The sequence below is a fragment of the Vibrio sp. FE10 genome (assembly GCF_030297155.1).
Lineage (GTDB): Bacteria > Pseudomonadota > Gammaproteobacteria > Enterobacterales > Vibrionaceae > Vibrio > Vibrio apostichopi.
Window position 1 is genome coordinate 1718659 of the sequence record NZ_AP028068.1, and the last position, 23162, is coordinate 1741820.

Consider the following 23162-nt stretch of genomic DNA (forward strand, 5'->3'; position numbering starts at 1 on the left):
CATGTTCCAACATAACAATATTCTACAAGGCGAGCTTGCAACGGAGTACAAAACCGTTATTGCGATGGTGCACATCTACTGCAAAGATCACCACGGTGAAGTTCGTCAGAATAACGCGTTATGTGAGGAGTGTGAGCAACTGTTGCGTTACGCCGAAACACGACTTGATCGATGCCCTTATGGCGAAGCAAAACCGACCTGTAATAAGTGTCCGATTCATTGCTATAAGCCTGACCCGAAAGAGCAAATGCGTTTGGTGATGCGTTATGCTGGTCCCAGAATGCTACTCAAGCATCCTATTTTAGCGATTCGACATTTGATTCATGAGAAACGGAAAGTGCCAGAGAAGCCACTGCCGAACGTGTCCAATCGCCATATTCGAATGAATAAGAAGTAACTGTCGCTTTAAATCAATTACTGATGAAACGAAAAAGGTCTGATTTCTCAGACCTTTTTGTGTTTATATTCGATACCTACACCTAAACCTAAACCTAGAACGTAAGAGATTACGCCGCTTGTGGTTCCTCGTAGGTAACCGTTAGGTTATTGATCCAGCGTCGACTCAAGTATCGGTGTGAACAAATTGCGAGTTTCACCACTTCTTCTACCAACATCAGACCATAGATGTATTTGAAATCCCATCCAGCGACAAATGCGCCGTAAACACACACTGGAATGCCAACCATCCACATCGCGATGAAATCCATGCGCAAGCAGAATGCATTGTCACCACCAGCACGAATGATACCGTTAATGATCACCATGTTTAGCATGCGAATCACGACAGCAAAGCACATGATCATCATTGCTGGCGCGGCGAGTGGATACAGCTTTTCGTCTGTTAAGTTTAGCCAACTCAATACGTGCTCTTTGCCTAGGAAGAGAAGAAGGCCAACAACTGCGCCAAATCCAATCACAGCCTTTATGAATGTTAGACCCATGCTCATAGCATCATCAAATTCATCACGGCCGAGTGAGTGTCCAAGCAGTACAGAACACGCCACAGAAATACCAAAGAATATCGAGTAACACAGCGACTCAAACGGTGCGAGCATCGAGAAAACCGCCAGCTCTGTTGTACCCATGTGACCGAAGATCATTTGATACGCCATGGTACCCATTGCCCACAACACTGCGTTCATTGTTAGGGGTAACGCAATACGACGGTAAGATAACCAAAGCGACGGACGATGTGGTGAGCTTGGGGTGGTTAACAGCCAGTGCTTACGCATACGCATGTAGCTATACATCAAGCCCACTTGAATCAATCGCGCTAAAGTTGTCGCCAATGCCGCACCTGCAACGCCCATCGCTGGAATGCCGAAAGCCCCTTTAATAAGAACGAAGTTAAGCGCAATGTTAAGTGCGATGGTAACGCCGCCTAATAATAGTGGTGTTACGGTGTCACCTGATGAGCGCATGCTTGCTTCTACTACAACCACAATGTGAGTCAGCAGCAGAACAGGGAAGCCATACCAAAGGTAAGTCGCGCCAAGTTCAATCACGGTTTGATCGCTGGTTTGCAACATCATTAAAAATTGGGAACCAAGAGTGATGATTGCAGTCACAGGCAGCAGAACTTTTAAGCCAAATACCATTGCGATAGATGACACTGTGCGTGCACTTTTTCGGTCATTCTTCCCCCAGTATTGAGCGACTAATGTGCCGTTTGCTGAGGCCAACCCTGCCATAATCATAATCGCAACGAAGTGCCATTTTGATGCAATTCCCACAGCGGCTGCTGCTTCCATACCAAAATCACTGACCATTAAGACGTCAGCAAGGGCAAGAATGGCAACCAGCGCACTTTGCAAAGCAACAGGCAAACCAAGTTTAACGATACGAGGTAAGATGCTCTCTGGCTTGTTATTCATAGATGAGTTAGGGTTGATGTTAGTTGTCATAAGCTCTCCGATTTATGGCAGAACTATATTGATTTGAGCGAAGTAACAACATGTTTAAAAAACAACAAAACCTGTGCGAATCCGTCATTGATACCATGAAGCCTAAATCAACGTGGCAAGATGATGTTTTTCTCGCGGAACATTGTAAAGAACGTTTTTTGACCGTTGAAGATATCCCAGAGATGAAAAGCTGTGGTGTCTACATGGGGGGGATGGCAAAGCTGCATGACGCGTATTGGGTTGAGCGTGAATCCGTAAATGTTCATACGCTAATTTTTACTCAAGAAGGGGGTGGGATTCTAACGACTGCTACCTCTGTACAAGCCATCACGCCATACACACTTGTGGTTCTGCCTGCGGAAACCCCATTTCGCTTCGAGCTTGATCCTCAATATAATTATTGGAAAATGGCATGGATGCTGACGCCCGATACCCCGCAATGGCAGCATATTGCAAGTTTAGGTCAGAGCATTGTGCCTTTCGGAGAGTGTGAACAAATCTGGTCGCTGATGAACTTGGTTCACTTTGAAATTGGCGGCCGTGCAAGTTACAGAAAACTGCTCATGAGCGAAATCATTCGAACCTTAACGGGCTTTGAGCCTAAATCGACCAGCACCACGGCTCGTGTTCAGGCGCTATACAACGAAATCGAAAGCAGTCTGCATTTAGCGTGGACTGTCGCAGGTATGGCCGAGCGTGTTTTCATCAGTGAAGAGCAGTTAAATCGCGTCACAAAGTCGTTGTTTAACGTTTCTCCGCGCAGCAAATTGATTCAGCTGAGGATGGATAAAGCGACCAGTTTGTTGAAGCAGCAAGATTGGTCAGTGTCGATGATTGCTAACCGCTTAGGTTACAAAGATCCTTATAACTTTTCACATCGTTTTAAAAAACATTTTGGTTTATCGCCGAGCCAATATCGTAAGAATCATCGAGTCTCAAGTTAAATAACCGGACTGTTGAGAATTATACCCATATACGATATAAAACAGTGTTCATTTACAACATCTAATAACGTCGCAATGCAGTAGATTTACTGTATTGTTCATCGCTGCCGTTATGTATTTTCCTTTTATTTTTACGGCCATCAATAAGCTTATATTAGTGGTTGGTTTGCAAGATTAAGAGGTAAGTAATGCAACAAGCTGTAATTGACATGCTCGACTTTAAATCAGACAGAAAAATCGTGCTTAATATGAGAGAAGTTCATACTAAAACGAAACTTGTCCGAAAGGAAGGCAGTGGCTCCATTGTGGGGACGTTATCCGAACCTCATCGCAAGGTACTTTTCTATCTTTATGAGAACAAAGGTAAGGTGATTAGTCACAACATTTTGAAGCGTGTTGGTTGGGCTGGGAAGGCCGTGACGTCTGCTTCTGTGCTGGTTGCTATCTATGAAATACGCAGAATGATAGACTGTAAATGTATCTATACCATACCTAATGAAGGCTATTTGTTAGAGCCAAGACCCTGCTGTTGATATTCTGTTCATAATCTAATAATAAAAATTTAATCTCTTTACCGTATACGCTGCTTTCATTATCTTCGATTTTAAGCGTCCATTTATAAGTGACGTTATTAAACACATCTCTTAATAAAGTTGTGTCGTTAGTTGCTCTGTTAGGGAATATTATATGAATACGGACACCTACCCTGTGATTGAAGGTAAACAGAAAGAACAGAATGAGGTTTTAGAGGTAAACGGAAAGGTTATTGAGCTGAACACAAAGCTCATACGCAATCTAGAAAATGGTTATATCGTTGGAACCATGCCATTAGCTTATCGAAAGATGATTCTCTCTATGAATCGTCAACGTGGACAACTCTTCAGTGTTCATCAGCTTAAAAATATTGGCTGGGAAGGCGAGAAGGTGACTAACTCTTCGGTCATCGTTGCTATTTCTGAAATACGCTCAATTTTAGGCGATGGTTTGATCTTAACGATCACCGGTGAAGGTTATGTTTTCCAGCCTTAATACGCTTGAAACTTGGTGTTGTTCGAATCCGCAGTGTTATTCGAATAACTAGTGTCGTTCTAATAAATAGTGCGGTTTTAATAAATAGCTCTATTTCAACGAATTGATCGTTAACCCCCGACGTATCAAAGACACATCAAAAAGGGCGCTTCCTTCAGGCCAATAACCTTTAGTGAAGAGCCCCTAAATTACAATTCAACTAGTTGATTCTGTTTCGTAGACCAAGATTCGCTGACTGCGAGTTGGTCACTCGCCTGCGATCTGCATAGGAGAGCGCTTTAGGCTTGCGATTAACATGTAAATCGTTGTCGCTAGTAGAGACGCAAACAGGTAAGTAAATAGTCCTGCTTGAGAATCCATAAAGCTATCCGCAACCAATGGTCCTGCGACTGAACCCACGCTATAACACAACAGCATAACCTGAGTAACTGACACGAGGTAGTTCGGATCTAAGTTGCGACAACCTAAGTTAATTGCAATTGGGTAAAGCGCAAACGTCGCCATTCCCAACACAAACAAGCTCATACCAAGAACGTAAAAATCATGGTTGATAGTGAGCACGCCAATGCTTGCAACCCCTAGCAGGCAGAATAGAGCCATTAATAACACTTGTCCTATGTGGTGAGATAACCATGTCACCATCGGTTGAACAGCCATACCACCCATAATCACTAACGCCATCAAACCACCAATATCTTGGTGTGCGATGTTACGTTGAGCCAGTTCGACAGGCATCAAGCCATAAATAGAACCAAGAGTTAGCCCTGAAACAATGCAACCAATCAAAGCGCTATGACTTAGCTTGCTGATTTGCTTTAGTGATAGAGACTGCGCATCATGAATTTGTGGTGCTGTCGCTTGTCCGTACATCAATACAATGATTGCTCCAAACAGCAGGGTGAACATTGCGATGAAAGGTACGCCGCCTGTAATTCCAAGGTATCCAATGCCAAGCTGACCAACGGCAGAACCGCCGTATAGCGAACACATGTAAACCCCTAAACGTTTCGCACGTTGAGATTCGTCACCGCTCATTAGCCAAGACTCAACAATCACAAAAATACCAGCGACAGACACACCCGCCACGAAACGAGCCAATAGCCAAACGGATTGATGTGGTGCCAACGGTAATACAAGGATCGTAGCGATAAAAATGGTCAGTGCGATAACGAACGCGTCTCTGTGACCAACACGCGTAATGGCACGCTCAATCAATAACGTACCCGCTAAAAGACCTGCATAAAAGGCACTCGCCAACCAACTCGATAGGTTACTGTCTAAGCCATACTCAGACAGCATTAATGGTAATGAACTCATTAAGTAGCCTGAAGCGATCGCGTAAAAAGACAATGCAATAACAGGAACAGTTATGCGAGTTGTTGGTTGGATGTTGTCCAATGCAGGAGCCTCTAAATAGTGAAAGAAACGATGAATTTTCCGCGACTATGGGGGAGAAACTGAATTGGGTAAAACGAATAAAAATGGTCGTGAAGACAAAAGAAATTTATCGCCAATCTAAACTAAAATACCATTGCGATGTTTAGGGCGTGTTGATCTTTCAAGCTGATTTTTGCAGCGAGTTGCTGGGTATTTATACAAGGCAGAGGCTTTGAGGTGTAGCGAGCCTACATGAGAAGCTGATAACGTAGTAGAAATGACCAGCAAACGCTGCCCGAAGGGTTCGACTAAAAGCGCTTTACTCTTTGTTGAGGGAGATTTGCTTAGAATGACTAGGCTACTTCTCCCTCGCCGCGATTAAAACGCTTTTACTTCGAACAAAATTTCACCACGAAAGGTCAACACGTCCTAGCAATTTGGCAAAATTTTATGCGGTCAAAAAGCCGTTAAACCCTTGTTCATCGGTTATTTAATTGATAAAGCGATCGGATAGTCATTGGTACTATCTGATTTTAATTTTGTGCGCAATTTAGTGTTAGACGACTTCTTTACGGTATTCCCTTGGCGAACTGCCACTCCACTTACGAAACGCGTGTCGAAAGTTAGCACTGTCAGAAAAACCGACGCGTTCGGATATCTCTTCAATGCTCATTTGAGTTGAAGAAAGATAGTGTCGAGAAAGGTGAAAACGAACATGATCAAGAATTTTCTGATAACTCGTATCAACCGCTTTGAGGTGTCGGCGCAGTGTTCGAGAAGACATCCCCAATTCTGAAGAGATAGATTCTATGGAAGGGTAACACCCAGGTCGCTCAATCAACATCTGAGAGACTTTCTCTTTTAGGCTGGTGGGCGCACTGACTTTTGCCAGCATGTCATCACACGACTTTAAACACATCTGCAGTGTGATGGTATTGGCGGTCGGAAGGGGCGAGTACAAGCTTGTCGCGTCGAACTGCCATTCAAGGCGATCACTGTTGAATTCGACCGGACAACGGAAAATCTCTGTGTAGAGATCGCCATATTCTGGTTTTGGGTAAGGGAAGCGGATCACTTGTGAGGGGAAGGGTTGTTGCAGCACTTCTTCACATAGGCTTTGAATCGCGGTGAACCAGTATTCACAGCAAAAAGGCAACAGCGAATCCAAATCGATAAGTTGTTCTGCGCGAAAGTGGCCCACGTTGTCTTCAACAGACATGGTTTTTCTTAGTACAGGGCCTGCAAGCTGTAGATATTTAAATCCAATCAATAAGGCATCTAATAGTGTTTCACTGCTGAACACCGCATACCCCAAGACACCGAAATCACTGAAACGTGCCTGTTGGCCGACTCTGAGCCCGAGACCTTCTTCGTTGGTATTTGCTAGCGCATTACTAAACACCGCCAACTTTTGCGCCAAGGTAATGTGCGTGTCTGGCGTGTTGAGTTGAAGATCATCGATGTTACTGCCTTCAAGCAGTTCATCGATGCTGAGAGCAGGCGACATGTAACGATGCAGCAATTGAAGGTCGAGAATACCGAATGCTTGCATATCGGGTTCGTAGACTGCGGTGTATTCCATAGGATGCCTCTTGTTGAGTATTGCCATCTTAACCGAACTCTTAACATTTACGCTTGTCGCCTGTTCTCACTTTCCCAAGCTTGTTCAAACTTTTGCTTTATGTGTGCAAGGTTTTACAAGGCCTGATAGAGGTATGTCCGAATATCACCGGTTTTTGTCTTTTTGAAACCTGTTCGAAATGTTATCAAAATGTTGTAATTTAACAAGTTGCACATTGGGTCGTACCCGTCACTTTGCGAATTAGCTCGCTGCATTGTGTTCGCTACACATCAACGTACAAGCTCGTGATTAGAAGAAAGACACTTATAACGATTACAACTATTAGAACGTCTACGGTGACCGTGACTAACCGGTCTAAGCCGAATAAGGAGATCATGGATGCACAATCTTGCTGTTAACTTGGAGCGCAGCGCTTCGCTTTTTCCAACTAAAGCTGCTCTGCGTATGGGATCGGATGAAGTCAGCTTTTCTCAGTTAGAACAACTTTCTGGAAACGTGGCCGCGAATCTAAAAAGACTCGGGTTAAAGAAGGGAGACAAGGTCGCATTGTCGTGTCCGAATGTCACGTATTTCCCAATCGCTTATTACGGGATTCTAAAAGCGGGCTGTGTGGTGGTGCCTCTGAATGTGTTATTCAAGGCCAGAGAAATCGCTTATCACCTTAACGATTCTGATGCGAAAGCTTACTTATGCTTTGAGGGCAGTGAAGAGCTGCCAATTGGACGCTATGGATTGCAAGGTTTCGAGCAGGCAAATCAGTGTGAACATTTTGTTGAGATGCCAATCCCAACAAGCTCAGGAACTCCTTCAGAAGCAAATAAGCAACATGAATCGATTACTGATTGGATGGCACAACCTTTGGTTTCTTTTGAGTCCGTGGCTTGTCATGGCGATGATACCGCAGTGATCCTTTATACCTCTGGCACAACAGGTCAGCCAAAAGGCGCTGAGCTTTCTCACACCAACATGCAAACCAACGCGATGGCGTCTCAGTACTTAATGAGATTGGAATACAGCGACACGACAATGGCCACGCTTCCTCTGTTCCACAGTTTCGGCCAGACAGTGATGATGAACGCGAGTGTGTTAACGGGTTCTACCATGGTGTTGATTCCGCGTTTCGAACCGTCATTGGTGATCGAACAGATCATTAGCCATAAAGTCAGCGTGTTTGCGGGTGTTCCTACTATGTATATCGCGCTATTAAAGGCGGGAGAAGAGTCTCCTGATAGTTTAGAAAATACAACCAAACGCTCTGAACAGGTCAAACATAGCTTAAGGCTTGGCGTATCAGGCGGGGCTTCTATGCCTCTTGAGGTTATCCGACAATTTGAATCCCGATTCGAACTTCCGGTATTGGAAGGTTATGGGTTATCTGAAACTGCGCCGGTTGCCACGTTTAATCATATTGATGGTGACCGATTGTCTGGCAGTGTTGGCCAACCCTTATGTGGGCACCTAATCAAGATTACGGACATCCAAGGTAATTCAGTCGCCATGGGTGAACTGGGCGAAGTTTGCATCAAGAGTCCAAGTGTTATGAAAGGCTACTATCAAAGGCCAGAAGCCACGGCGGAAGCCATCAGAGACGGTTGGTTCCTCACCGGAGATATCGGACGCACCGATGAGCACGGCAACTTGTTCATTGTCGATCGCGTTAAAGACATGATCATCCGTGGTGGTTACAACGTTTACCCGCGTGAAATCGAAGAAGTCTTGATGTGTCATCCCGATGTCGAAATGGTCGCGGTTGTGGGTGAACATCATGATCGTCTAGGCGAAGAAATTCATGCGCATGTTGTGCTTCATGAACATACACAATGTGATAGCACAGCACTGATAGCTTGGTGTCGTGAGCAATTGGCGGATTACAAATACCCTCGTAAGGTGTTTATTCGCAAAGCGCTACCAATGACGGCGACAGGCAAGGTTTTGAAGCGAGAGTTACACCCACTAGAAATCGCGGAGGCAATCAATGGATAGTTATGATTTTATTATTGTTGGCGGTGGATCTGCGGGTTGTGTCATGGCTTCGCGGCTGTCTGAAGACCCGAATATCACGGTTTGCTTATTAGAAGCGGGTGGTAAAGACAGCAGCCCGTTCATTCATACTCCGGTTGGCGTGGTGGCAATGATGCCAACCAAACTCAACAACTGGGCCTTTGAAACCGTTGAACAACCGGGTTTGAATGGCCGTAAAGGTTACCAACCGAGAGGTAAGACACTTGGCGGTTCTAGCTCTATCAATGCCATGATGTATGCTCGTGGGCATCGTTACGACTATGACACATGGGAAAGCTTGGGTAACACTGGCTGGAATTATGAATCGTGTTTGCCTTACTTTAAGAAAGCGGAAAATAACGAAGTTCACCAAGATGAGTATCACGGCCAAGGTGGTCCCTTGAATGTGGCGAACCTTCGATCACCAAGCCCGATGTTGGAACGTTACTTAACGGCGTGTGAGTCGATAGGGGTTCCTCGTAATGAAGACATCAACGGTGCGGCTCAATTTGGGGCGATGCCGACTCAGGTGACTCAGATTAATGGCGAACGATGCAGTGCTGCCAAGGCTTATTTAACGCCAAACCTTTCAAGACCAAATCTAACGGTCGTGACCAAGGCAACTACGCATAAGGTCTTGTTTGAACGCAAGAAGACGATTGGTGTAGAGTATGGTTCTAACGGCAAGCGTTATCAGATCCAATGCAACAAAGAAGTGATTCTTTCCGCTGGCGCCTTTGGTTCCCCCCAGTTGCTGTTACTGTCGGGTGTCGGCGCTAAAGATGAACTAGAGACGCATAGCATAGAGCAGGTTCATGAATTGCCTGGAGTGGGTAAGAACCTTCAAGACCATATCGACTTAGTCCATTCGTACAAATGCAGTGAAAAGCGTGAAACATTTGGTATTTCGCTGCAAATGGCCTCTGAAATGACCAAAGCTTTACCGCTATGGCACAAAGAACGCCGCGGCAAGATGAGCAGTAATTTTGCAGAAGGGATAGGCTTTCTCTGTTCAGAAGATCATATCGCCGTGCCGGATCTAGAGTTTGTATTTGTCGTCGCTGTGGTTGATGACCATGCTCGAAAAATACATACCAGTCATGGGTTTACGTCTCATGTCACCTTGCTACGACCGAAAAGTATAGGCACGGTAACGCTCAATAGTAGCGATCCCTATGATCCGCCTAAGATCGATCCTGCGTTTTTCAGTCACCCTGAAGACATGGACATCATGATTAAAGGCTGGAAGAAGCAGTACCAAATGCTAGAAAGTGCGGCGTTTGATGATATCCGTGGCAATGCTTTTTATCCGGTCGATGCCAATGATGACAAGGCTATTGAGCAAGATATTCGAAATCGTGCGGATACTCAGTATCATCCAGTCGGAACCTGCAAAATGGGAACCGATGATGATTCTCTGGCCGTGGTAGATAACGATCTTAAAGTCTATGGATTGGATAACTTAAGAGTCATTGATGCTTCTGTGATGCCAACATTAGTGGGGGCGAATACCAATGCGCCAACCATTATGATTGCCGAAAAAATCGCAGATCAGATCAAAGAACAGTATGGGTTTAGCAAGCAACAAGACAATGAACAGGCAGAAGACGAGATGGTTGTATAATTAACAGAAACAGATATAACTGATTGTTTTACATTAGGTTAGGGAGTCTTATTTTGGTAAGGCTCTCTAACCTATTTTTTGTACGCCTTCTTCAAGCACAAGCTAAATTAAAAGCGATATAAATACGAGTCTATTTGGTCAGAGCTTGATTAAGCCATTGATCAAATTGACCTTTTGGTAACGCACCGTTAATCGTATCGACACGTTTGCCATCTTTAAACACCATCACCGTGGGGATACTTCTGATTTGGTACAATGCGGCAAGCTGTTGCTGAGCTTCAGTATCAATCTTAACGAATCGAACATCTCCCGAACGCTCTTTTGCGACGTCACTGAACACTGGCGCGAAGCCCACACATGGGTTGCACCATGTCGCCCAGAAATCGACAACCACAGGCTGTGAACTGTTCAGGATAGATTGGAAATTAAGTGACGTTCCCTCGATAGGAGCGCCATCGAGCAATGCTGTTTTGCATTTACCGCAGGTTGGGCTTTCTGAAATTCTTTCTGAAGGAACTCGGTTTACGCCATTACAAGAAGGGCAACGTGTGTTGAATGTAGACATAACTTTCTCTTTTTATTGCAACTCCGTGTCTAACGCGATTTACGAATCGCGCACGGAACGCTTATACTGTTTAAAACAAGAATACGATACTTAAATAAAAACAAACAATAAACAGGTAAATGATGACAAAATTTTACGCCGAAATTACTGGCTGGGGAAAGTGTCTGCCACCAGCCGTGCTGTCCAATGATGATTTAAGCACTTTCATTGATACGTCTGACGAGTGGATTCGAACTCGAACTGGTATCGAAAACCGTCGTATCAGTCATGTAAATACCTCTGAACTTGCGACTGTTGCAGCGAAACATGCAATGGCGTGTGCTGGCCTAACTGCTGAAGATATCGATCTTGTTATCATCGCGACGTGCAGCCCAGATTCTCTTATCCCAAATACTGCATCTAAGGTTCAACAGAACCTAGGCATTAAAAGTGCAGCGGCTTTCGACCTTAACGCTGCGTGTACTGGATTTATTTACGGTGTTGAAACCGCGACTCGATTGATTCAAGCGGGCAACTACCGCAATGCGATCGTTGTCGGTGCTGAACGTCTTTCTTTCTTCATCGACTGGACCAAACGTGATACTGCAGTTCTGTTCGGTGATGGCGCTGGCGCTGTGGTTCTATCTCGCACTGAAGAACAAGTTGGTTTGCAAGAAGCTCAGATCGGTTGTGATGCTGAAGGACGCGATATTCTAGCGGTACCAAAATTCGGTACTTCTATGGACCGCTTTGCGGCTGATAACGGCTACTGGGACTTTGATTTCGTTGGTAAAGAGATCTTCAAACGTGCAGTGAAAGGCATGGGCGCAGCGGCACACACAGTATTGAGCCGCACAGGTATCTCAACCGACAACATTGACGTTGTGATTCCGCACCAAGCGAACATCCGAATCATTCAAACTCTGTGTGATATGGCAGGTATCGATCGCGAGAAAGCGTTTGTTAATATCCAAAACTACGGCAACACATCCGCAGCGACTGTGCCAATCGCATTGTGTGAATCGCTAGAACAAGGTTTCGTTAAGCCTAACGACAACATTCTTGTTGCGGCATTTGGTGCGGGCTTAACGTGGGGGGCTGGCCACATTAAATGGGGTAGCCGTGTTGAACCGCTAGGTCAATCAGATGCTAAGCTTCCAGAAGCCGACAAATCTGCTTTAGAGCTTCTAGAAAGAGCCATTTTACACTGTAAAACACACCCGAATTCAGCGAGCGAATAACGCTGATGGATACAGTAACCAAAGTACGTCTTATGACGAAAGCCGACCTTGATGGGGCGGCTTTAGTCCACCAAGCTACGTTTGTTCGACAACAGAACTCAAAAGATTGGTTACAATGTAACTTAAATGCCACGCCGCGCTTTCTTAACTTTGTTGCAGAGAGTGAAGGTGAGATCGTGGGTTACATCATCTGGGTTCAGAAAAGCGGCTTTAGACCTGAAGCTGTATTAGAGTTAGAACAACTTGCGGTATTAATGAACGCACAGGGGCAAGGATTGGGTAAAAAGCTGATTCTAGATTCCCTGCCGCAGGTAAAACAGCATTTGGCGCAGCAAGGCTCAACACTAAAGCATGTTTTAGTGACCACCAGAGCGGATAACTTTGCACAGAAGCTGTATCAGTCGACATTGGGTGCAGAGGTCGAAACCACGATTTCAAACCTGTACTCTGCGGATGAAGTGCTTATGATAGCTCGCAATGTGGGTGAGCGGATCTGATCGCTGAGTTCTTAGAATCAATTATAATCAGCGGTACAAACCGACCATCATCGATAAACGTTTAATTAGGGACTAATCTAGTCCCTTTTGTTATTTCTTAGGAAGTGTTTTGAAGAAAGTTTTAGCAATTGGCTACGTTTGGCCAGAACCGAATTCATCGGCGGCTGGTAGCCATATGATGTCTCTTTTACGTCTATTTAAGAGACAAGGTTGGTCTGTTGAGTTCGCAACGCCAGCTCAAGAAACCGAGCACATGATTGATCTCTTTGAAGAGGGCATCACCAGCCAATCCATTCAGCTAAATTGCGATAGCTTTGACCAGTACATCGAAGAGCTGCAACCCGATGTCGTGATGTTCGACCGTTTCATGATGGAAGAGCAGTTTGGTTGGCGTGTTGAGAAAGTAAGCCCGAATGCCTTTAAGTTACTGGATACGGAAGACTTGCAGTTCCTACGTAACGCGCGCCATGAAGCTGTTAAGAAAGAGACAGAACTGACTAAAGCGCATTTGTACAGTGACTTGGCTAAACGTGAAATTGCCGCGATTCTACGCTGTGATCTTTCGTTGATCATTTCTAGCCATGAGATGGAGTTGCTTCAATCTGAGTTCAATATCGATCCAAAACTGCTTCATCACTTGCCGTTCATGGTTGATCTCAATACTCTACCTGAAAGCACGAAAAGCTTTGAAGAACGTAAGCATTTCATGACGATAGGCAACTTTAGACACGCACCGAACTGGGATGCTGTACTTCAGTTGCAAAAGATTTGGCCGAAGATTCGTAAACAGTTACCTGAATCTGAGCTTCATATTTACGGATCTTACCCGCCGCCGAAAGCAACGGCTTTGCATAACCCTAAAACTGGCTTCCATATCAAAGGTTGGGCGAAAGACGCTCAAGAAGTGATGGAGCAGGCTCGTGTGTGTGTAGCACCTCTACGATTTGGCGCAGGCATTAAAGGCAAGTTACTTGATGCGATGAAGCTACAGACTCCGAACGTGACGAGTGAAATCGGTAGCGAAGGCATGTTGCCACAAGGAGAACTGCAATGGCCGGGCGCGGTTGCTGATGATATCGATGAGTTTGTTGAACAAGCTATCGCGCTCTATAAAGATGAAGAGAAGTGGCTTAAGGCACAAAGCCAATGTCATTCAATCCTTGAAGCGCACTACGAGCAGAATAAACTGGGCGACACATTGATTGAGCGATTGATTGCGTTAGAGTCGGATCTTGAATCTCATAGACTGGATAACTTCTTTGGTTCGATGCTCAAACACCACAGCATGGCGAGTACTAAGTACATGTCGCAGTGGATAGCTGAAAAGAACAAGACTAAGTAGCTTACACAATACAACCAATACAACCGAATTAAATCATAAGCCCTTAGGTTAACGCCTAGGGGCTTTTTTCATGCAGGGTGCTTGTTAATTCCAGACTTACAAAACGAAACATACCTTTAGTACATTAGCATTGACTAATTTATATTTATTAGTAAACTCTAATTTAAAGGTTGTTATGAGTTTATGATGTTTGTGGATAGGAGAGGTCTGTGCTTAGTTTGATTCCTTGGGATGCTTTTTTCGGTGGCATGTTGTTAGGCGTGTCGGCCATTGTTTTAATGTTGGGGATTGGTCGAGTTGCTGGCATTAGTGGCATTGTCAGCCGATTATTGCCAATTGGCACCAGTAACAAAGAACGTAATGACGCGGATACAGCAAACACCGAAACACATTGGCGCATCGCCTTTGTTGTGGGAATGGTCGCAAGTGGTTGGCTATTGATTCCGACGGGCTACCAACTTCCGCAGTTAGAAGAGATGAATCTCACTTTAGTGATTATTGCTGGCCTTCTGGTGGGCTTTGGTACTAAAACAGCGAACGGTTGTACTAGTGGCCATGGCATTGTCGGAATGGCTCGTTTATCTAAACGTTCTATTGTTGCGACCTGTGTATTTATGGGTGTGGCAATCGTAACCGTGTTTATCAAGAATCTGACTGGCTTGGGGGCATAATGAAAAACGCTTCATTTACTATCGTTATCGGTTTGGTCGCAGGTATTCTTTTTGGCTCTGGCATGATCATCTCAGGGATGGTTGATCCTGAGAAGGTACTCGGCTTCTTAGACATTACCGGTAACTGGGACATTAGTTTGGCATTCGTCATGGGTGGCGCGCTATTGGTCTTTGCACCGTTTTATCATCTGGTCATTAAAAAGCGCGCTAAAGCCATCAATGGCGAGCCGTTAGATAGCCGTAACAATTCGTTGATAGACAGAAAGCTGATTCTAGGCTCAACAGCATTTGGCTTAGGTTGGGGGATTGCAGGCTTTTGCCCAGGCCCTGCGGTAACTAGCCTAAGTGGCGGCAACCCGACGGTGTGGGTGTTTATGATAAGCATGTTGGTGGGAATGTGGCTAGCGGGTCGTACGAACAAAACCTGTTAGTAGCAAGCTTATCGCTGATTACATTGGCTTTGACGTCATTCGTTCTGAGCTGACCAAGCATAGAGGTTGACTCGCTTTCAGCAAGAAAGCCAGTCAGCCTCTTTTTATATCTACTGTTTCTACTATTTGCAGTTATCTACAATCTGCTGTTATCTAAAATCTATTATTTAATAGTCGTTGAAACTGGGCAGTGATCACTGAGTTTGTAGTCCAGCACATCTTGCGTTTCAAATACCTTTTGCTTAGCAGGAGAGGCATCCAAGGACTTGCTCACCACAATATGATCAATCACCGAACGGAACTGGTGTGTACGGTGATTGTTGCGGTTTGAGCGTACCTTACAATCTGCTCGAGTTTTTCGTGTTGCCAACTGAGCATCGGTATTTTGCGTCATATCTTTCCACATCCAATCTCTTGAATAGGAGAGGTTGTGGTTAAAGTCGCCCAGAATCGCGTAGTCTTCGCCTTTACGTTCTCTTTGCTGTATCCACTTATTCAGTTGTTGAGCTTGGTCTTTGAGCCTTGAACAATCGCGGTTAGACTTATACGCGCCGCTGCAACCCGCCTTTAAATGCACAGACAACATGTGAATTGGTTTTGTGTCCGTTTCTACAACCATATAGCTAGCAAACCTAAGCTTGCTGTTAGTACTCGTTTCTAGAGGAAAGTCAGCGTAGTCAGTGAGAGCGATTCCTTTACGAACCGCGAAGCCCGTATATTGGTTAACTTCTTTGAATTGTCGGTTACTATTTTTGGGCAATGAACGATCAGACATCAAGATTTCATATTGGTCACCAGCGATGCGTTGAATGGCATTTATGTCATCGACTTCTTGAAAAGCAACCACATCCGCATCTAAGGATTGGAAATACTGTTCGAGTTTATCGAAATCCGCTTGATCACGTTGGGCAGAAAACTTATTCACAGCCACATTGGTTGATAACCATTCGATATTCCAACTGGATATGGTCAAAGGTTCAGCAAATGCGTGGCTACTGAGTAAGCAACTTAGCATTACCCACTTTTGAAGTCGTTTCATTCCAAATATCCCTAATTTTGTCGTCCAATATAGTTGAGCCGTTATCCTACAACACTTACCAAAAATTCAACTCTTTTTAGCAGTTTTTTTATTGTTACATTGTTTCTTTTCGACTTGAGAACTCACGTAATAATATTGGATTTATCTTGTTCAGCGTGCGCGTTTTATTGATCCAAATCAATACTCAAAGTTGGTGGTTCTCGTTAAATACGCCACAATATCTAGTGTTAGTTAAACGATAAATCGCTCTATATAGTGTGTTTGTGGATAAGTCTGTGAATACCTCAAGAGTAAGGAGAAGTGGTGAAATCAATCGTAATCAAGCGTGATGGCTCAAGAGCTCCATTCAGTAGAGATCGCATTCAAGCTGCAGTGGAAGCAGCATCAGACAAAGCCGATAAGGAAATTGCTATTTATGCTCTGAATGTGGCATTAGCAGTTGAGTTGAAGCTCGAAGACTACGATGAAGTTCATATCTCTGAAATTCAAACCATGGTCGAGAACGAGCTAATGCAGGGACCTTATAAGTCTCTGGCTCGTGCCTACATTGAATATCGTCATGACCGCGACATCGCACGTGAAAAGCAAAGCGCTTTAACGCGTGAAATCGAAGGCCTGATCGAAGAAAGCAATGTTGATCTGATCAATGAGAATGCCAACAAAGATGGCAAAGTTATCCCAACTCAGCGTGATTTGCTGGCGGGTATCGTGGCTAAACACTATGCGAAAACTCACATTTTGCCGCGTGACATCGTACAAGCTCACGAGTGTGGTGACATTCACTACCACGATCTAGACTACGCACCGTTCTTCCCAATGTTTAACTGTATGCTTATCGATCTGAAAGGCATGTTAACGCATGGCTTCAAGATGGGTAACGCTGAAATCGACACTCCTAAGTCTATTTCTACGGCAACAGCGGTAACGGCGCAGATCATCGCGCAAGTAGCGAGCCACATTTATGGCGGTACAACGATTAACCGTATCGACGAGGTTTTAGAACCTTACGTAATGGCGAGCTACGAGAAGCATTTATCTCTAGCGAAAGAGTGGGACATTCACAGCCCAGAAGCTTTTGCTATCTCTCGTACTGAGAAAGAGTGTTACGACGCATTCCAATCTCTGGAGTACGAAGTAAACACGCTGCACACAGCTAACGGTCAAACACCATTCGTAACATTTGGTTTTGGTCTAGGCGAAAGCTGGGGTTCAAAACTTATCCAGCAATCTATCTTGAAAAACCGCATTGCAGGTTTGGGTAAGAACCGTAAAACAGCCGTGTTCCCTAAACTGGTGTTTGCGATTAAAGATGGTTTGAACCACCAGAAGCAAGATCCGAACTACGACATCAAGCAATTAGCGCTTGAGTGTGCGTCTAAGCGTATGTACCCAGACATTCTTAACTACGACAAAGTAGTAGAAGTGACAGGGTCATTTAAAACGCCTATGGGTTGCCGTAGCTTCTTGAATACTTACGAAGAAAATGGTGAGTTGATTCATGAAGGACGTAACAACTTAGGTGTTGTTAGCTTGAACTTGCCACGTATCGCGATTAACGCGAAGCAAGATATGGTTAAGTTCTACGAACTGCTTGATGAAAAACTCAAGCTGGCTCGTCGTGCTCTAGAAACTCGTATTTCTCGTCTAGAAAACGTGAAAGCGCGTGTTGCTCCAATCCTATATATGGAAGGTGCGTGTGGCGTTCGCTTGAAAGCAGACGACTCTATTGCCGATATCTTCAAGAATGGCCGTGCTTCTGTTTCTCTTGGTTACATCGGTATCCACGAAGCGATGACCGCACTTTACGGCACTGACGTTCACCTGTACGACGACGGCGAAATGCGTACTAAAGCGCTTGAGCTGGTGGAATACATGAAGCGTGAAGTGGAATCTTGGACAAAAGAGACAGGTTACGCATTCAGCCTATACGGCACACCAAGTGAAAACCTATGTAGCCGTTTCTGCAGCATCGATACCAAAGAATTTGGTGTGATTGATGGCGTAACAGACCGTGGTTACTACACAAACAGCTTCCACTTAGACGTACAGAAGAAAGTGAACCCATACGACAAGATCGATTTCGAGATGCCTTATCCTGAAATCTCTAGCGGTGGTTTCATTTGCTACGGTGAATTCCCGAACATGCAGAAGAACATCGAAGCACTAGAAAACGTATGGGATTACAGCTACACACGTGTTCCTTACTACGGCACCAATACGCCGATTGATGAGTGTTACGAGTGTGGATACAACGGTGAGTTTGACTGTACAAGTAAGGGCTTTATATGTCCTAAGTGTGGCAACCATGACTCAACAAAAGTATCGGTAACACGCCGTGTTTGTGGTTACCTTGGTAGCCCAGATGCACGACCATTTAACTTCGGTAAGCAAGAAGAAGTTAAACGCCGCGTGAAGCACCTTTGATCTAACGAAGGATCTTAGTAAGGTCTGCGATTTTTAGCTAGCTCACTTAGAAGAGCTACGTTTCAAGAAATAAGATTGGTATCGGCGCTATGTCGATACCAATTCTTTTGTTTCAGTTCTTACAGCATTTTGCTTCAAACTATTAAGCAATAACGAGTTTTCAATACTGCCTTATGAATTATCATCAATATCACCCAATCGACGTTGTAAACGGCCCAGGAACACGCTGCACTTTGTTTGTGTCGGGTTGTGTACACCAGTGTCGTGGGTGCTATAACCAGTCGACGCAAAGGTTGGACTCTGGGCATTTGTTTACTCAAGAACTGCAAGACCAAATTATTGCTGATCTCAATGATCCGCGGATCAAACGTCGTGGTTTATCACTTTCTGGTGGTGACCCAATGCATCCGGCAAACGTGTCAGAAGTGCTTAAGCTTGTTCAACGTGTAAAAGCTGAATGCGAAGGCAAAGACATCTGGATGTGGACTGGGTACGAGCTAGACGAGCTGGATAAAAAGCAGAAGCAAGTATTGGAATACGTTGATACCTTGATTGATGGTCGCTTTGAACAAGATAAAGCGGATCCAATGTTAGATTGGCGTGGTAGTTCAAACCAAATCATTCATCGATTTACTGACATATAACTGTTGTCGTGACTTAGCACACTCGTAAAGCGAAAAAGGGCGTCATGGTTAGCGCAATGCAACCAATCGGCCCTTGGGTGTGAGTTCTTTTCGTTTATTAGCTCAAACTATCATTCAAGCAGTGAGCTGGTCAGGTTCTTCTATTAGGTTGTTAATCCATTTCTTAGAGTGAATACGTTGGCTGGTCAAAGCGATCTTGACTAACTCCTCCAGTAGCACAATCATCAACACCCATTCTAAAGACCAACCCAACACCAAAGCGGTAAAATAGGCGAGGGGAATACCAATTGCCCACTGGCCAAATATGTCGATGAAGATGCTGTAGTTGATGTCTCCACCACTTTTTAAAACACCGCCAATGCCAACCATGTTGAATACTCTCAATATCATCCCAGCCGCCATCACTAGTGTGACGTTGACCGCCGTGTCTTTAAGTTCTAGATGCGTAAAACCGATCAGCTGAACAATGGCTGGCTTTGCGATAAAACACAGTAACGCGAGCAAAGCAGCAAGCGCACAACTGACGAACACATAGCCCCAAGCGGTATTTTCAACACGTTGGTAGTTTTTCGCCCCAATCTCATTGCCTAGAATGATCGAAGCGGCAACCGCAAAGCCTAAGAACGCGGAGATTAAGATACTTTCGACAGGCGATAACAGCGAAATGATCGCAAGCTCTCCAACACCCATCTGCCCAACTATTACGTTATAAATAAGAATCCCGCCCGCCCATGCTGTGTCATGAACCAACATAGGTATGGCTATCGTGAAGTACTTCTTTCTATGCTTTGGTAATATCGCATCTCGCCAATTGCTTAATGTCGGGAATAGATGCGCATAGTGTTTCTTCGCCATGATAAGCAGCGCTATCGTCTGAAAGAACCGAGACACCGTGGTGCCAATAGCCGCACCAACCACGCCTAGTTCTGGAAATCCAAACAAACCAAAGATCAGCAGTGCATTGAGAATCGCATTAACGATGATAGCCCAGATGCTGATCTTGGTGGGTAGCTTGGCTTCGCCGACCGATCGCAGTGCGCTTTCTAGGGGCACTACGATCGCGGTACCAATAAGGCTGGCTCCTGTTATCCAAAGGTAATCCGTTGCCAAGCGGACGTAATCAGGGTCTGAGGCCACCACAGACACCACTGATTCAGGAACCAATGTATAGATGAACACAAAGGGGATGATGGCAAAGATAGATAATGCCCATGATTGCGCTAGTGTGCGTCGAATTCCGTTAAAATCACCTGCGCCAAAATATTGCGAAGCTAGCACGCTCACAGCTCCGCTAATGCCCGACACCATGATTAAGTTGAAGAAGAATATACGGTTGCCAACACCAACAGCGGCGGTTGCGGAATCACCAAGCTGATTGACCATAAAAATATCGACCACGCCAAGCAATGAAAACAACATGGTTTGCAGTGAGACAGGTAAACCGATGTGTAATAGTTTTTGCCAAAATTCTTTGTCTAAATGACGATATGTCGAGAGCATCGCATTTCCCCTCTAGTGAATATGCGAGAAGTTTATCGGCATTTGTTTTGTCTGTATTGTTCCTGTTCATCACAAACTTTTGCCAAACTATCCAGTTTAGTGGTTTGGCAATTTATGCGAGCTAGCAATTGAATGAATGAGAAACAAGAACGGTACGAGATCTCTGAAAAGACTCACCAAGAGTTTGTCGATCAAAGCCATGTCTTGGCATTTGAAGAGCTCGGCATCGTTCAGTGTGGGACGGCATCGTGTCGAGACTTCTTTTCGGTCTATCGCAAGAACCAACAGAAACACATGTTGCTGTATACCGTGAGAGGCAAGGGCTGGCTCCAAAGCGCAGGATGTCGCTATATTCTTGAACCGGGCTCGTGCATTACCGTTCCAGCAGGTATCGAGAATGGCTTTGGTATGGAAGAAGAAACCTGGCAGATAGCGTGGATCTTTCTGTCGCCTGACAAGCAATGGGAAAATGTCGTCAGTGATGAAGTGAGTTATACACTGTCTCCCGCAGCAGAAGTCGTTTCGTCGTGCATTCACACTCTGTTGAGAAGCATTGCCTTACCCATCGATTTGGGTGGAGCGATTGCCATACACAGCGTAGCCCAAATAGAATTCATGATTAATGCACCGGTACCACAACAACAGTCACGAAATTTGATTCGCTTGAGACGCGTGTTCGACAACGTACAAAAGCAGCTTCACAAAGAGTGGAACGTTCATGAACTCGCGAGCTTATTTCCGTGCTCAGAGCCGCATTTCCATCGCTTGTGTCAACGATATTATTCTCATAGCCCGATGACCCACATTATGCGCATGAGAATGGAGTACGCGGCGAGATTACTCAGGTCGAGTGATTGGTCGATTCAACATATCGGTGAGATAGTTGGGTATCCTAACGCTGCTAACTTCAGTACCCGATTTAAGGCGTGGTCAGGAATGACACCAAGGCAATTCAAACAGAGTGTTTGATCGATGTAGCTGTGGGAGGTTAAACAATAAAGCTTATATATTGCGTAACTGGCTCTTAACTGTTCGAAATTTAAACGATATCTAGGCGTAAAATGACCAATCTCTGATTACTTATGGTAACTAAGCTCTTCTATTAAAAAATGTTTCTGATTTTAGTACGAAAATGTTAACGTGAAATCCATTACTTGAATTTCAAAGGGTTGTGACTTTCATGTTTTCACATCTACCAAAACCAACTTTAGATCCAATTTTATCTCTTTCTGTCGCTTACCGCGGCGATCCTCGTACTGACAAAGTCGACTTAGGCATTGGCGTTTACAAAAACGACCAAGGCGAAACACCTATCATGAAAGCCGTTTCTATGGCTCAAGATATTGTTGTCGAGACTCAGAAAACCAAAGCTTACGTTGGCCTAGCTGGCTGTGAAGAGTTTAACCAGAGCATGGTTGATCTGCTGCTTAAAGGGACTTCTGCAATTGGTCGTGTAGCCGCGATTCAAACACCGGGTGCAAGTGGTGCACTTCGTATGTTGGGTGACTTAATGAAAGTTTCTCAACCAGACACCACGGTTTGGATTTCAAACCCAAGCTACGTTAACCATAAACCGGTGATGGAAGCAGCAGGCCTAAAAGTTCGATACTACAATTACTTCAGTCCTGAAACGAAGCAAGTTGATGTTGCAAGAATGATGGAAGACCTATCAACTGCGGGTCCATCAGACGTTGTACTACTTCACGGTTGCTGCCATAACCCAACGGGTGCTGATATCAATTTTGAAGCGTGGCAGGAAATTACTAAGTTATCGCAAAAGAATGGTTTCTTACCGTTCGTTGATATTGCCTACCAAGGCTTTGGCGATGGCCTAGAAGAAGACGCGAAAGGTCTTCAGCACATGGCTAACAACGTTGAAGAAATGCTGATCACAACATCTTGCTCGAAGAACTTCGGTTTGTATCGTGAAAGAACGGGTGCGGCGATCGTTATCGGCAAGAACAGCGAACACGTTGGTAATGCAAGAGGTAAGCTTCTTACTCTGGCTCGTTCAACTTACACTATGCCGCCTGATCACGGTGCTGCTCTGGTTAAAACAATTCTTCAGAATCAAGAGCTAACAAAGATTTGGAAGCAAGAGTTGAGTGAAATGCAGCAACGTTTGTTAAATCTGCGCCAAAGTTTGTGTGATGAATTGCGAAATACTTATAACACGTCACAATTTGACTTCATTGAAAGCCATAAAGGTATGTTTAGTGTACTAGGCTTTAAAGAAACTCAAATGAATCAATTACGTGAAGAATATGGAGTCTATGGTGTTGGTGATGGACGCATCAATATTGCAGGCCTTTCCGAATCTCATATTCCTTACGTAGCAAAGGCGATAGCCAACGTATCAAAATAAAAG

At 44.7% G+C, this 23162-nt stretch carries 21 protein-coding genes; 15 read left to right on the top strand and 6 right to left on the bottom strand.

The window, feature by feature from the left end:
• Position 1 precedes the first annotated feature (1 nt).
• Positions 2-397, top strand: coding sequence for a nitrous oxide-stimulated promoter family protein (locus QUF19_RS24505; RefSeq protein WP_017060975.1), 396 nt, complete (start codon positions 2-4; stop codon positions 395-397).
• Positions 398-506: 109 nt separating this feature from the next.
• On the opposite strand, the gene QUF19_RS24510 is transcribed toward QUF19_RS24505, so the two are convergent.
• Positions 507-1904, bottom strand: a complete 1398-nt coding sequence (locus tag QUF19_RS24510; protein ID WP_280589505.1) for an MATE family efflux transporter — start codon at positions 1902-1904, stop codon at positions 507-509.
• A gap of 50 nt (positions 1905-1954) precedes the next feature.
• Between QUF19_RS24510 and QUF19_RS24515 the strand changes: the two genes are divergently transcribed.
• The 3 genes from QUF19_RS24515 (at position 1955) to QUF19_RS24525 (ending at position 3877) form a co-directional block, all read left to right on the top strand.
• Positions 1955-2848 carry a helix-turn-helix domain-containing protein gene (locus QUF19_RS24515; protein WP_286300598.1) on the top strand — a complete coding sequence of 298 codons (894 nt, stop codon included), beginning with the start codon at positions 1955-1957 and terminating at the stop codon, positions 2846-2848.
• Positions 2849-3036: 188 nt separating this feature from the next.
• Positions 3037-3381 carry a winged helix-turn-helix domain-containing protein gene (locus QUF19_RS24520; RefSeq protein ID WP_286300599.1) on the top strand — a complete coding sequence of 115 codons (345 nt, stop codon included), beginning with the start codon at positions 3037-3039 and terminating at the stop codon, positions 3379-3381.
• 154 nt (positions 3382-3535) lie between these two features.
• Positions 3536-3877 carry a helix-turn-helix domain-containing protein gene (locus QUF19_RS24525; RefSeq protein WP_102435180.1) on the top strand — a complete coding sequence of 114 codons (342 nt, stop codon included), beginning with the start codon at positions 3536-3538 and terminating at the stop codon, positions 3875-3877.
• A gap of 246 nt (positions 3878-4123) precedes the next feature.
• On the opposite strand, the gene QUF19_RS24530 is transcribed toward QUF19_RS24525, so the two are convergent.
• Entirely contained in the window at positions 4124-5275 is a 1152-nt protein-coding gene (locus QUF19_RS24530) for an MFS transporter (protein ID WP_286300603.1), read from the bottom strand.
• Positions 5276-5810: 535 nt separating this feature from the next.
• Positions 5811-6836, bottom strand: a complete 1026-nt coding sequence (locus QUF19_RS24535) for an AraC family transcriptional regulator (RefSeq protein ID WP_286300604.1) — start codon at positions 6834-6836, stop codon at positions 5811-5813.
• Positions 6837-7214: 378 nt separating this feature from the next.
• Between QUF19_RS24535 and QUF19_RS24540 the strand changes: the two genes are divergently transcribed.
• Positions 7215-8819, top strand: coding sequence for a long-chain-fatty-acid--CoA ligase (locus tag QUF19_RS24540; RefSeq protein WP_286300605.1), 1605 nt, complete (start codon positions 7215-7217; stop codon positions 8817-8819).
• Entirely contained in the window at positions 8812-10461 is a 1650-nt protein-coding gene (locus QUF19_RS24545) for a GMC family oxidoreductase (RefSeq protein ID WP_286300606.1), read from the top strand. Before QUF19_RS24540 ends, QUF19_RS24545 begins: the two co-directional genes overlap by 8 nt.
• A 130-nt stretch (positions 10462-10591) precedes the next feature.
• On the opposite strand, the gene trxC is transcribed toward QUF19_RS24545, so the two are convergent.
• Positions 10592-11026 (bottom strand): thioredoxin TrxC, encoded by a 435-nt coding sequence (trxC, locus tag QUF19_RS24550; RefSeq protein ID WP_065105793.1) that lies wholly within the window; start codon positions 11024-11026, stop codon positions 10592-10594.
• Positions 11027-11148: 122 nt separating this feature from the next.
• On the opposite strand from trxC, the gene QUF19_RS24555 reads away from it, so the two are divergent.
• The 5 genes from QUF19_RS24555 (at position 11149) to QUF19_RS24575 (ending at position 15187) form a co-directional block, all read left to right on the top strand.
• Positions 11149-12246, top strand: coding sequence for a ketoacyl-ACP synthase III (locus QUF19_RS24555; RefSeq protein WP_016785269.1), 1098 nt, complete (start codon positions 11149-11151; stop codon positions 12244-12246).
• 32 nt (positions 12247-12278) lie between these two features.
• Positions 12279-12743, top strand: a complete 465-nt coding sequence (locus QUF19_RS24560) for a GNAT family N-acetyltransferase (RefSeq protein WP_286303301.1) — start codon at positions 12279-12281, stop codon at positions 12741-12743.
• 109 nt (positions 12744-12852) lie between these two features.
• Positions 12853-14085: a glycosyltransferase gene (locus QUF19_RS24565; RefSeq protein WP_286300607.1), complete on the top strand. Its 1233-nt coding sequence runs from the start codon at positions 12853-12855 to the stop codon at positions 14083-14085.
• Between the two features lie 209 nt (positions 14086-14294).
• Positions 14295-14756, top strand: coding sequence for a YeeE/YedE family protein (locus tag QUF19_RS24570; RefSeq protein ID WP_286300608.1), 462 nt, complete (start codon positions 14295-14297; stop codon positions 14754-14756).
• Positions 14756-15187 carry a YeeE/YedE family protein gene (locus QUF19_RS24575; RefSeq protein ID WP_286300610.1) on the top strand — a complete coding sequence of 144 codons (432 nt, stop codon included), beginning with the start codon at positions 14756-14758 and terminating at the stop codon, positions 15185-15187. The genes QUF19_RS24570 and QUF19_RS24575 overlap by 1 nt, the downstream gene beginning before the upstream one ends.
• Positions 15188-15350: 163 nt before the next feature.
• On the opposite strand, the gene QUF19_RS24580 is transcribed toward QUF19_RS24575, so the two are convergent.
• A complete protein-coding gene (locus tag QUF19_RS24580) occupies positions 15351-16226 on the bottom strand; it encodes an endonuclease/exonuclease/phosphatase family protein (RefSeq protein ID WP_286300612.1) in 876 nt (291 codons plus the stop codon).
• A 303-nt stretch (positions 16227-16529) separates the two neighbouring features.
• Between QUF19_RS24580 and nrdD the strand changes: the two genes are divergently transcribed.
• Together nrdD and nrdG are read left to right on the top strand one after the other, a co-directional pair.
• Complete coding sequence (gene nrdD / locus QUF19_RS24585; protein WP_286300613.1) at positions 16530-18650, top strand: anaerobic ribonucleoside-triphosphate reductase; 2121 nt, start codon at positions 16530-16532, stop codon at positions 18648-18650.
• A 173-nt stretch (positions 18651-18823) separates the two neighbouring features.
• On the top strand, positions 18824-19294 hold the full coding sequence (gene nrdG / locus QUF19_RS24590) for an anaerobic ribonucleoside-triphosphate reductase-activating protein (RefSeq protein WP_286300614.1): 471 nt from the start codon (positions 18824-18826) through the stop codon (positions 19292-19294).
• Between the two features lie 114 nt (positions 19295-19408).
• Here nrdG and QUF19_RS24595 read toward each other — a convergent pair whose 3' ends face one another.
• Positions 19409-20794, bottom strand: a complete 1386-nt coding sequence (locus QUF19_RS24595) for an MATE family efflux transporter (protein WP_286300615.1) — start codon at positions 20792-20794, stop codon at positions 19409-19411.
• A gap of 132 nt (positions 20795-20926) precedes the next feature.
• Between QUF19_RS24595 and QUF19_RS24600 the strand changes: the two genes are divergently transcribed.
• Positions 20927-21763, top strand: a complete 837-nt coding sequence (locus tag QUF19_RS24600; RefSeq protein ID WP_286300616.1) for an AraC family transcriptional regulator — start codon at positions 20927-20929, stop codon at positions 21761-21763.
• Positions 21764-21974: 211 nt separating this feature from the next.
• Positions 21975-23159 carry an amino acid aminotransferase gene (locus tag QUF19_RS24605; RefSeq protein ID WP_192890866.1) on the top strand — a complete coding sequence of 395 codons (1185 nt, stop codon included), beginning with the start codon at positions 21975-21977 and terminating at the stop codon, positions 23157-23159.
• Positions 23160-23162: the final 3 nt, after the last annotated feature.